This window comes from Paraburkholderia sp. MM5482-R2 (assembly GCF_050436125.1).
Lineage (GTDB): Bacteria > Pseudomonadota > Gammaproteobacteria > Burkholderiales > Burkholderiaceae > Paraburkholderia > Paraburkholderia tuberum.
In genome coordinates, this window is sequence record NZ_JBNDLP010000003.1 from 2310484 (window position 1) to 2320221 (window position 9738).

General features: G+C 66.7%; 6 protein-coding genes. 5 read left to right on the forward strand and 1 reads right to left on the reverse strand.

Annotated features, from left to right (window positions below; translation table 11 throughout):
* Positions 1–20 precede the first annotated feature (20 nt).
* Complete coding sequence (locus tag OKW37_RS32630; protein ID WP_429403393.1) at positions 21–2342, reverse strand: EAL domain-containing protein; 2322 nt, start codon at positions 2340–2342, stop codon at positions 21–23.
* Positions 2343–2841: 499 nt separating this feature from the next.
* On the opposite strand from OKW37_RS32630, the gene bcsD reads away from it, so the two are divergent.
* The 5 genes from bcsD (at position 2842) to bcsB (ending at position 9730) form a co-directional block, all read left to right on the forward strand.
* The gene (bcsD, locus tag OKW37_RS32635; RefSeq protein WP_090806351.1) at positions 2842–3297 is read left to right on the forward strand and encodes a cellulose biosynthesis protein BcsD; all 456 of its coding nucleotides are present in this window, start codon (positions 2842–2844) and stop codon (positions 3295–3297) included.
* 147 nt (positions 3298–3444) lie between these two features.
* Positions 3445–4173, forward strand: a complete 729-nt coding sequence (gene bcsP, locus OKW37_RS32640) for a cellulose biosynthesis protein BcsP (protein WP_429403394.1) — start codon at positions 3445–3447, stop codon at positions 4171–4173.
* Positions 4170–4958: a cellulose biosynthesis protein BcsQ gene (gene bcsQ, locus OKW37_RS32645; protein WP_090806355.1), complete on the forward strand. Its 789-nt coding sequence runs from the start codon at positions 4170–4172 to the stop codon at positions 4956–4958. The genes bcsP and bcsQ overlap by 4 nt, the downstream gene beginning before the upstream one ends.
* A complete protein-coding gene (gene bcsA, locus OKW37_RS32650; protein WP_429403395.1) occupies positions 4955–7162 on the forward strand; it encodes a UDP-forming cellulose synthase catalytic subunit in 2208 nt (735 codons plus the stop codon). The genes bcsQ and bcsA overlap by 4 nt, the downstream gene beginning before the upstream one ends.
* A gap of 3 nt (positions 7163–7165) precedes the next feature.
* Complete coding sequence (bcsB, locus tag OKW37_RS32655) at positions 7166–9730, forward strand: cellulose biosynthesis cyclic di-GMP-binding regulatory protein BcsB (RefSeq protein ID WP_429403396.1); 2565 nt, start codon at positions 7166–7168, stop codon at positions 9728–9730.
* Positions 9731–9738 lie beyond the last annotated feature (8 nt).

A 9738-nucleotide genomic window follows, 5' to 3' on the forward strand; every position in this document is an offset into this window, starting at 1 on the left:
GCGAAAGCCTTTCACTTCCCCTACTCGCCCGCCGGCCAAGGCAAGCCTCGCGCCGACCAATCCAGCTCGACCCCCATCACACAGCGCCCGCTCGCCAGCTGCACGGCAAGTGTCACTGCGATGCACGGCCGCCCGCTCGCGAGCGACAGATAAGGATTACTGGTGACCGCCTCGCCGGGCAGCAGCACCGCATTGCGGAAGTACGGCCGATGATCCCAGCGCGCATCGCGCGGATTCGCGACCGGCTGCAGCGACGCCGCGTCCTCGCACCACGCCGGCCCGCGCACCTCGTGACCGATCTGGCGGCCGGTGTCGTCGAGGATGAAACAGCTGATGCAACGCTTGAAGGTGGCGAGCAGCGCGAACGCGTCGTCCATCATGGCGCCGGCGCGCAAGCCGTCGGCCGCGCGCCGCAGTTCGAGCCGGTACGGCTCCATTTCGGATTCGAACAACGCATGCTGATGCGCACGGCCCTGCGCGATCACGTCGAACGCATCGTCGATCTGGCGATGCACCGAGTCGGGCGGCGCGATCTCTGCCGCGGGCCGCCCTAGCAGATAGCCCTGCGCGAAATCGACATTCGACTCGACCGCGAGAATCAGCTCGTCGGCCGTCTCGACGCCTTCGACGACCACCAGCATCCCCGCCTGGTGCAGCAGCGACACGAGTTTCGGCAGGATCGGCTGCTGCGTGCCGTACGTGGTCGCGCGGATCAGCTCGCCGTCGAGCTTGACGAGGTCCGGCCGGATCCGCAGCAGCCGGTCGAGATTCGACTGGCCCGCGCCGAAGTCGTCGACTGCGATCAGGAAGCCGTGCTGGCGATAGCGCGCCGCCGCGCGCGACATCTCGTCGACGCTGCCGCCATGCGATTCGAGAATCTCCAGAATCACGCGCTCGGGTTCGAGCCCTGCGGCGCGCACGATCTTCGTCAACTGGTCGGCGTAGCCTTCGGCGACGAAGGTGGACGGCAGGATGTTCAGGAACAGCCACGCGTCGCCGGGCAGCGCGCGACGCGCGTTGCCGAGATGCACCGCGTGGCTCGCGCGGTCGAGCGCGCCTTCGTCGCTCGACGGCTTCGGCGCGAACATCACGACCGGCGGCACCAGCGTGCCGTCGCCATGCTCTCCGCGCAGCAGCGCCTCGAAGCCGACCTGCTTCTGATGCGATAGGCTGTAGAGCGGCTGAAAGTGCGAGATCAGATAGAAGTCTTCCCAGCGGTAACGCGCCGGGTCGGCGCTCGGATCGCCGAACGATGACTGCAGCGCGTCGAACGGCAGCGCGCGTTCCGCGCAGACACGGTTGCGCCCCGTCTGCTTCGCGCGCAACAACGCTTCGTCCGCGCGATCGAGCAGCATCATGAAGCTTTCGCCGCGCCGATGCTCGGCGACGCCGAAGCTCGCGGTCAGGTGGCCGTCCGGCCGTTCGATCGCGGCGATGTCGAGACGCAGCCGCTCGGCGATCTGCAGCGCGCCGGTGAGATCATCGTCGAGCAGCAGCGCGAATTCCTCGCCGCCGATGCGGCTCACGCTTGGGTAGAGCGCAACCGCGTCCTTCAGCACCTGCGCGACCTGGAACAGCGCATGGTCGCCGACCGCATGACCGAAGCGGTCGTTGAGCGACTTGAAGCTGTCGATGTCGAGAAAGATCGCGCTGATCTGCGCCCCTGGCGCCAGCGTCTCGAGGCGTCCCTCCGCGTGCTTGACGAACGAGCGGCGATTTTGCAGGCCGGTCAGCGGATCGGTCGCCGCGAGTTGCGCGAGCTGGCTCTCGAGCAGAAAGTGATTGCGCCGGAAACGGTAGAAGCCGAAATGGAATACCACCGCCGTCGGCGCACCGATCGCGATGAGCCACGTCCACACGGCCGCGTCGACCTCGGGCGCATGAGCTTTGCCGCGCAGCAGCGCGATGGCCGCCGCGTAGAAGACCACGCTGCCGGTGACGAAATGCGCGGGCGTGAGCCATAGCGGCGCCGCGCAGATCGGTATCACCACGAATGCGGGCAATAGCCACGGCAACGGATGCGCGAGGCCCTTCGCATTCAGCACGAGCCCGGCGATCAGCACCAGTTCGTACGCGACGCCGATCGCGCCGAACAGCGCCGTCGACTTCGCGCGCGGGATCGCCAGCACCAGCAGCGCGAGCAGGAGCGCGCATAGCAGCCGGTACGCGAGCGGCCCGGCCGGTGCGCCGACCAGTTCGCGCGCCGTTACCATGCACAGGAACGCAACCACCGTGAAGCCCATCGTCACGAGGGAAAGCGGCCGCTGATGGTCGAGCGAGCGCCGGTGAAAGCGCTCACGCATGCTTGGCTCGGGCAGGTGCTGCGTCGGGATGGCAGACATAGATGGTTGATCAGGGTTTCCGGTCACTCCGCCAGTAGTTATCGGCAAACGTTCGATAAACATTTATGGCTAACGTAACACGACGTATAAATTCGGCGCCTGCGTGCCGAACGACGCCGCGCCGATCTTTCGCGCGACTCACCATCCGCCGAATGCATGATTAAAAGACTAAAGCTCAAAGCAGGCCGGATTGCCGGCTAATACACCTATGGTTCCGCAAGCCTTTTCGCACGCCAGGCGAAGATTAACCTTTCAATTTCTTTTAAGCAGCAAAAATTACGCAATTCATGTGGCTCGATTGCGCGCTTATTACCGTATAAGCCGAGCAATGGAAAGTGGCTAAAAGCCTGTGTCTTAAGTAGACTGCTTGCAATGTGTGCCGGACACCCTAGACAACCCGGTAGAAATGACGTAGTCGGCGCCCGATTGCCGACGACTCCAATGCTCAATGGCTGTCACGGCCGCAATGTGCAACGGGCCGCGACCACTTCCGGAAAACATGGTCCCAATCCTCAACTATCTGCTCGAACGCCAAATCTCGCCGCAATGGCGCGGCATGCTGAGCGCGCTGGCGAGCGAGTTCGAAGCGCAAATCGGACACGACGAGCTGCGCCAGCTGATGCATCGCGTCGGCAGCCGTTTCGCGCTCGCGTATCCGCTGCCCGCCTGCGCATCGACGGCCGAGCTCGAGCAGGTGTTGAATTCTTACTGGCATCAGATGGATTGGGGTTACGTCGCGCTCGCCGATGAGGCGGAGTCGCTGCGCATCATTCACTATTGCGCGCCGCTGCCCGCCTTCGGCGAATCGGCGCTCGCCTGGACGCCGGCATTTCTCGAAGGCGCCTATCAGACGTGGTTGAGCGCGTTGGGCGCGCAGGGTTTGTCGGTCGTGCAGACGAGCGCGTTCGGCGAGGACAGCTCGCTCGAATTCCGCCTCGGCCGTCACCCCGCCTGAGCACCAGCGGGTGCTGCACGCGTACGTGCGAACGAGCGTGCGACGGCGATACAGCCGCCACGCAGGATCAGGGAAGGCAGTTCAAATAAACAGCACCCCGAGCAGTCGGTTTGGGGCCATGCACGGTATGTAACAGACGACGGCATCATGAGTTCATCGAGCGACATCGAAAAACTGTTCGAGCAATTTGGCGGCGACGCCAACGCGTACCAGGAGATCGGCCGCGAGAACGACGCGCGCACCGCGCGCACTCGTTGGCCGCTGCTCGTGACGCTCGATCTGACGCAACCGGCCATTCCGGCAATCGGCCAGCTTCGCGACGCGAAACCACAGCCGCCTATAACCGTGGCGCCACGGGCCGCCGTCCACGAGGACACGACACCGAAGGACATGGCATCCGTGACGCGCGCGAAGGCACCGCTGTTCACGCGCCCGCACCGGCGTGACATTCCACCGGTACCTGTGGCCGCAGCCCAGCCCGCGGCGCCGAGCGGCGCGTCACGCTTCCGCACGGCCGACGAACTCGACGAGGCGGCCGCGCAAACGATTGCGCCTGTCGCGCGAGGCAGGACAGGGCCCGCCGCGCCCGCTCATGGCAGCGCGAGCACGGCACCGGCATCGTCGATGCCACCGCCACCAGCGCCGCAACCGACCTATACGGCCCAACCCGCGCAACCGGCCCAACCGCCGTCGATCCTCGGCAAGATGTTTGCAGCGCAAACCCCGAGCGCGCCGCCGCAAGCGGCCGCGGCCGCGTCGCTGAACTCGGTGTTCGACCGTCTGCGCGGCACGTCCGCCCAAGGCACGCAAGCACCCGCCGGCACCGCGCGCGGCGGCTTCGCCTCGTGGCTCACCAACGGTCCGCGTCGCTCATGAAAGTCATTGCCGTGGTGTCCGCCAAAGGGGGGGTCGGCAAGACCACCCTCGCCGCCAATCTCGCCTCCGTGCTCGCCAACAGCGGCCGGCGTGTGATTGCACTCGATCTCGATCCTCAGAACGCCCTGCGGCTGCACTTCGGCGTGCCGCTCGACAGCATCGACGGCCTGTCGCGCGCGACTCTCTCGGGCAACCCGTGGCAAACGGTGATGTTCGACGGTATCGACGGCGTGACCGTGCTGCCGTACGGCGCGCTGCTGGAGGACGACCGCCGCCGCCTCGAGGCGCAGATCGACCAGCATCCGCAATGGCTCGCGCAGTCGCTGCAGCACCTGCGGCTCGATGCGTCCGACATCGTGATCGTCGATACGCCGCCCGGCTCGTCGACCTACGTGCGAACCGCGCTGAGCGCGGCCACCTTCGCGTTGAACATCGTGCTCGCCGACGCCGCGTCGTACGCGGCGATCCCGCAGATGGAGCGGCTGATCGAAACCTACGCGGCGCCGCGCGCGGACTTCGGCGGCGTCGGCTACGTGATCAACCAGATCGACCAATCCCGCCAGTTGACCAAGGACGTGCTGAAGGTGCTGCGTCAGATGCTCGCCGGCAAGGTGTTCCCCGGCGTGATCCATCTCGACGAAGGCGTCAGCGAAGCGCTCGCCTGCGACACCACGCTGATCCATTACGATCCGCTGAGCCAGGCCGCCGCCGATTTCCGCGCATGCGCCGCCTGGCTCATGGCGGCGCTCGACGCGATCGCCGCCCGGCCAAGGAACGTCGCATGAGCAGTCCAGCCTCCTCGCGCGAGCCCGAGGGCGGCGAGCCGTCGCGCTTCCAACGCTTCATCGACGCAAGCTTCTGGAACAGCCGCATCGTCACCGGGCTCGTCACGATGCTCGCGCTGTACATGCTGTACTTCGTGTTCACGGTGCCGCTCGAGTTCTATCAGCAGTTGACCTTCGCGACCCTGTGCTTCGTGCTCGCGCTGCTGTTTCGCCGTCGTCCCGGCCGCTACGCGACGATGGTGATGATCATGCTGTCGATCGTCGCGTCGGGCCGCTACATGTACTGGCGGCTGACCGAAACGACCTACTGGGAGCATCCGCTCGACGCCGCCTGGGGTCTGCTGCTCGTGTCCGCCGAGCTCTACGCGACGATCGTGCTGATGCTCGGCTACTTCCAGACCGCGTGGCCGCTCAAGCGCAAGCCAATGCCGCTGCCCGCCAATCGCGACGAATGGCCGACCGTCGACGTGTTCATCCCGACCTACAACGAGCCGCTCGCCGTCGTGAAGCCGACCATCTACGCGGCGCTCGCGCTCGACTACCCGGCCGACAAGATGTCGATCCACGTGCTCGACGACGGCCGCCGCGCCGAGTTCAAGGCGTTCTGCGAGGAAGTCGGCGTGAACTGGACGATCCGCACGCACAATCGCCACGCGAAGGCCGGCAACATCAACGAGGCGCTGAAGATCACGAGCGGCGAGTACCTCGCGATCTTCGACTGCGATCACATCCCGACCCGCTCGTTCCTGCAGATCGGCCTCGGCTGGTTCCTGCGCGACAAGCTGCTGTCGATGCTGCAAACGCCGCACCACTTCTTCTCCGCCGACCCGTTCGAGCGCAACCTCGGCACTTTCCGCAAGGTGCCGAACGAAGGCGAGCTGTTCTACGGCCTCGTGCAGGACGGCAACGATCTGTGGAACGCGACGTTCTTCTGCGGCTCGTGCGCGCTGCTGCGCCGGAGCATGGTCGACGAGATCGGCGGCATCGCGGTGGAGACCGTCACCGAGGACGCGCACACCGCGCTGAAGCTGCACCGCCTCGGCTACACCACCGCGTATCTGGCGATTCCGCAGGCCGCCGGCCTCGCGACTGAAAGCCTGTCGGGCCACATCGGCCAGCGCATCCGCTGGGCGCGCGGCATGACGCAGATCTTCCGCATCGACAATCCGCTCACCGGCAAGGGGCTGAAGATCGGCCAGCGGCTGTGTTACCTGAACGCGATGATGCACTTCTTCTACGGCGTGCCGCGTCTCGTGTTCCTGACCGCGCCGCTGTCGTATCTGTTCTTCGGCGCGCATGTGATCGAGGCGGCGGCCAGCACGATCGCGATCTACGCGCTGCCGCACATGATGCACGCGAGCATCACCAACTCGCGGATGCAGCGCATGTTCCGCCATTCGTTCTGGGCCGAGGTGTACGAGTCGGTGCTGGCGTCGTACATCACCGCGCCGACGCTGCTCGCGCTGATCAACCCGAAGCTCGGCAAGTTCAACGTGACGGCCAAGGGCGGCGTGATCGAAAAGAGCTACTTCGACTGGTCGATCTCGCGACCGTATCTGTTCCTGCTGCTGCTGAACCTGCTCGGTTTCCTCGCGGGTCTGGTGCACATCTACATGAACTGGCACGTGCGCAGCATCGTCGAGACCACACTGCTCAATCTCGCGTGGACCAGCTACAACATGCTGATCCTCGGCGCGAGCGTGGCCGCCGCGAGCGAGCGCCGCCAGATCCGCGCGGTGCCGCGCGTCGCGATGAAGATGCCCGTGATGCTGAAGTTCTCGACCGGCCGCACGCTCGCGTGCGAAACGATCGACTACTCGGAAGGCGGCGTCGGCGTCGCGCTGCCCAGCACCATCGAAGTGCCGATGCAGGAGCGCGTGACCGTGTCGCTGTTCCGCGGCGACGAAGAGTACGCGTTCCCCGCCACCGTCAGTTTTACCGAGCCGGGCCGCGTGGGGCTGCGCTTTTCGTCGATGTCGCGCGAACAGGAGTACGAGTTCGTCAAAACCACCTTCGCCCGCGCGGACGCGTGGACCGGCTGGGCCGAGGGACGCGAGACGGACACACCGCTGCGCGGCCTGTCGCACGTGCTGAAGGTCGGCGTGCGCGGCATCGCGGGGCTGTTCGAACATCTGTACGACGACTTGCGCAGTTCGATCAAAAGCCGTCCCGCGGACGTCAAGAAGCTAAAAGCGAAAGACTGATCTATGGGCTACCGGATGGCCACGGACAATATCGAACGCCCGGCACACGGGCGCAACAGCATTGGACCCCAATCGCGCCTGTTTGCTTGTCACGGCTTGCGACACTCGCGGCGAATCATGCGCGGCGTCGCCTGCTGGCTCGCGCTGCAGACCGCGCTGGCGTCGTTCGTGCCGCTCGCTGAAGCGGCCACCCCTGCCGCCGCCGCGGCCAAACCGGCGTCGGACGCGGCGGCACCCGCCGGCGCGCCGCAAGCCCCGCAAGTCGCGACCGGTGTCGGCAACGTGCCCGCGCCGAGCGCGGCGGTGCCGTTCGATCCGAACGCGATCGCCCAGGGCCAGCTCGCCACGCCGACGCCCGCGCTCGCGGCGGCGTCGGTGAAGGCGCTCGGCATGCACACGCCGACCACCGCCGAGCCCGGCACGCTGGTGCCCGGAGGCCGCCGCCAGACGCTGACGTTCGCCGACTTCGGCGCGCTCGACCCGCTGCAATTGCGTGGCGTCGACGGACAGAACGGCATCGCGTTCTCGGTGCGCGGCGACGAGGTCGTGACCGGCGCGACGCTGCATCTGATCTACAGTTATTCGCCCGCGCTGTTGGCGAACCTGTCGCAGCTGAAGGTGCTGGTCAACGGCGAAGTCGCGGCGACGCTGCCGCTGCCGCACGAGCAGGCCGGCATGCTGGTCGCGCGCGAGATCACGATCGATCCGCGCTTCATCACCGACTTCAACCACCTGAACCTGCAGCTGATCGGCCACTACACGACGGCCTGCGAAGACCCCGCCAACTCGTCGCTGTGGGCGACGATCAGCAACGCGAGCTCGCTCGACCTGACCTACTCGTCGCTCGCGACGAAGGCGGAGCTGGCCGCGCTGCCGCAGCCGTTTTTCGACCGCCGCGACGTGCGCCGCCTCGAGCTGCCGTTCGTGCTCGCGCAGAAGCCGGGCAACGGCACGCTCGAAGCCGCCGGCATCGTCGCGTCGTGGTTCGGCTCGCTCGCCGGCTACCGCGGCGCGGTGTTTCCCACCCAGCTCGACAACGCGCCGCTGTCGGGCAACGCGGTCGTGTTCGCGACCAGCGACCAGCATCCGGCCGGCGTGACGATTCCCGAGATCACCGGGCCGACCATCGCGGTGGTCGAGCGCGACGCGAACGCGCGCGGCAAGCTGCTGCTCGTGCTCGGCCGCAACGAGGCCGAGCTGAAGACCGCCGCGAAGTCGCTCGGGATCGGCCATAGCGCGCTGTCCGGCGCGAGCGCCACGATCACGTCGCTGAACGAAATTACGCCGCGCGTGCCGTACGACGCGCCGAACTGGCTGCCGACCGACCGCGCGGTGCGCTTCGGCGAGCTCGCCGATCCGAAAGACCTGACCGTGTTCGGCTACGACGCCGACGCGGTGCGCATCAACATGCGGGTGCCGCCCGATCTGTTCATGTGGCACACGCGCGGCGTGCCGATCGATCTGCGCTACCGCTATACGGTGCGGCCGGCGCGCGACCGCTCGTCGCTGAACATCAGCGTGAACAACGGCTTCGTGCAGGCGCTGCCGATTCCGGCGCGCCCTGCGTCGGTGTTCGACATGAGCCGCTACTTCAACCTCATCATGCCCGACGGCACCGCCGACGCGCGCCGCAACATCCGCATCCCGCCGCTGCTGATGACGCCGCGCATACAGCTGCGGCTGCACTTCTACTACGACATCCCGAACACCGGCGAATGCGCGGGCCGCCTGCTGCAGAACGTGGTCGGCGCGATCGATCCGAACTCGACGATCGACCTGTCGTCGTTCCCGCACTACATGGCGCTGCCCGATCTGGCCGCGTTCGCCAACAGCGGCTTTCCGTTCACGCGGATGGCGGACCTCTCCGAGACCGCCGTCGTGCTGCCGGACGACCCGGACGCGAGCGACTACAGCCTGTATCTGCTGACGATGGGCCGGATGGGCGAATCGACCGGCTATCCGGTCTCCGGCGTGACCGTCACCCATGCGGCCGACGTCGAGCGCCTCGCCGACAAGGACCTGCTGGTGTTCGGCGCGCCTGGCAAGCAGCCGCTGTTGCAGCGCTGGTCGAAGTCGATGCCGTTCTCCAGCGACGGCGCCGCGCACACGTTCCAGCTCACCGACCTGGTGTTCAAGCTGCGGGACTGGTGGCACGGCGAGCGCGGCGTCGAGCGCACGCCCGCGCGTGCCGATCTGACGATGGTCAGCTCGAACGGCGCGGCGCTGCTAACCGGCTTCGAGTCGCCGCTGCAGCGAGGCCGCAGCGCGGTTGCGCTGATCAGCGCGGCCGGCCCGTCGGATGCCGATCTGTCCGCCGCGCTGCTCGACGCCGACGTGCTGCCGAAGATTCAAGGCGCGATGGCCGTGATCCATGGCCGCGCCGTCACCATCACGTCGAACGGCACCGCATACTACGTGGGCCGTCTGTCGCCGCAGGAGTATCTGCGCTGGGCACTGTCGTCGCATCCGCTGCTGCTGTTGCTCGGCGGCGTGCTCGCCGCGCTGATCATCGCGGCCTTGTGCTACCGGACGCTTCGCGCGATCGCCGCGCGTCGACTGAAGGACTGATGGATATG

Excerpts from the sequence above, each read along its gene's own strand:
- OKW37_RS32630 (WP_429403393.1), bottom strand. The coding sequence starts at position 2,342 with ATGTCTGCCATCCCGACGCAGCACCTGCCCGAGCCAAGCATGCGTGAG.
- bcsA (WP_429403395.1), top strand. The coding sequence starts at position 4,955 with ATGAGCAGTCCAGCCTCCTCGCGCGAGCCCGAGGGCGGCGAGCCGTCG.
- bcsD (WP_090806351.1), top strand. The coding sequence starts at position 2,842 with ATGGTCCCAATCCTCAACTATCTGCTCGAACGCCAAATCTCGCCGCAA.
- bcsQ (WP_090806355.1), top strand. The coding sequence starts at position 4,170 with ATGAAAGTCATTGCCGTGGTGTCCGCCAAAGGGGGGGTCGGCAAGACC.
- bcsP (WP_429403394.1), top strand. The coding sequence starts at position 3,445 with ATGAGTTCATCGAGCGACATCGAAAAACTGTTCGAGCAATTTGGCGGC.
- bcsB (WP_429403396.1), top strand. The coding sequence starts at position 7,166 with ATGGGCTACCGGATGGCCACGGACAATATCGAACGCCCGGCACACGGG.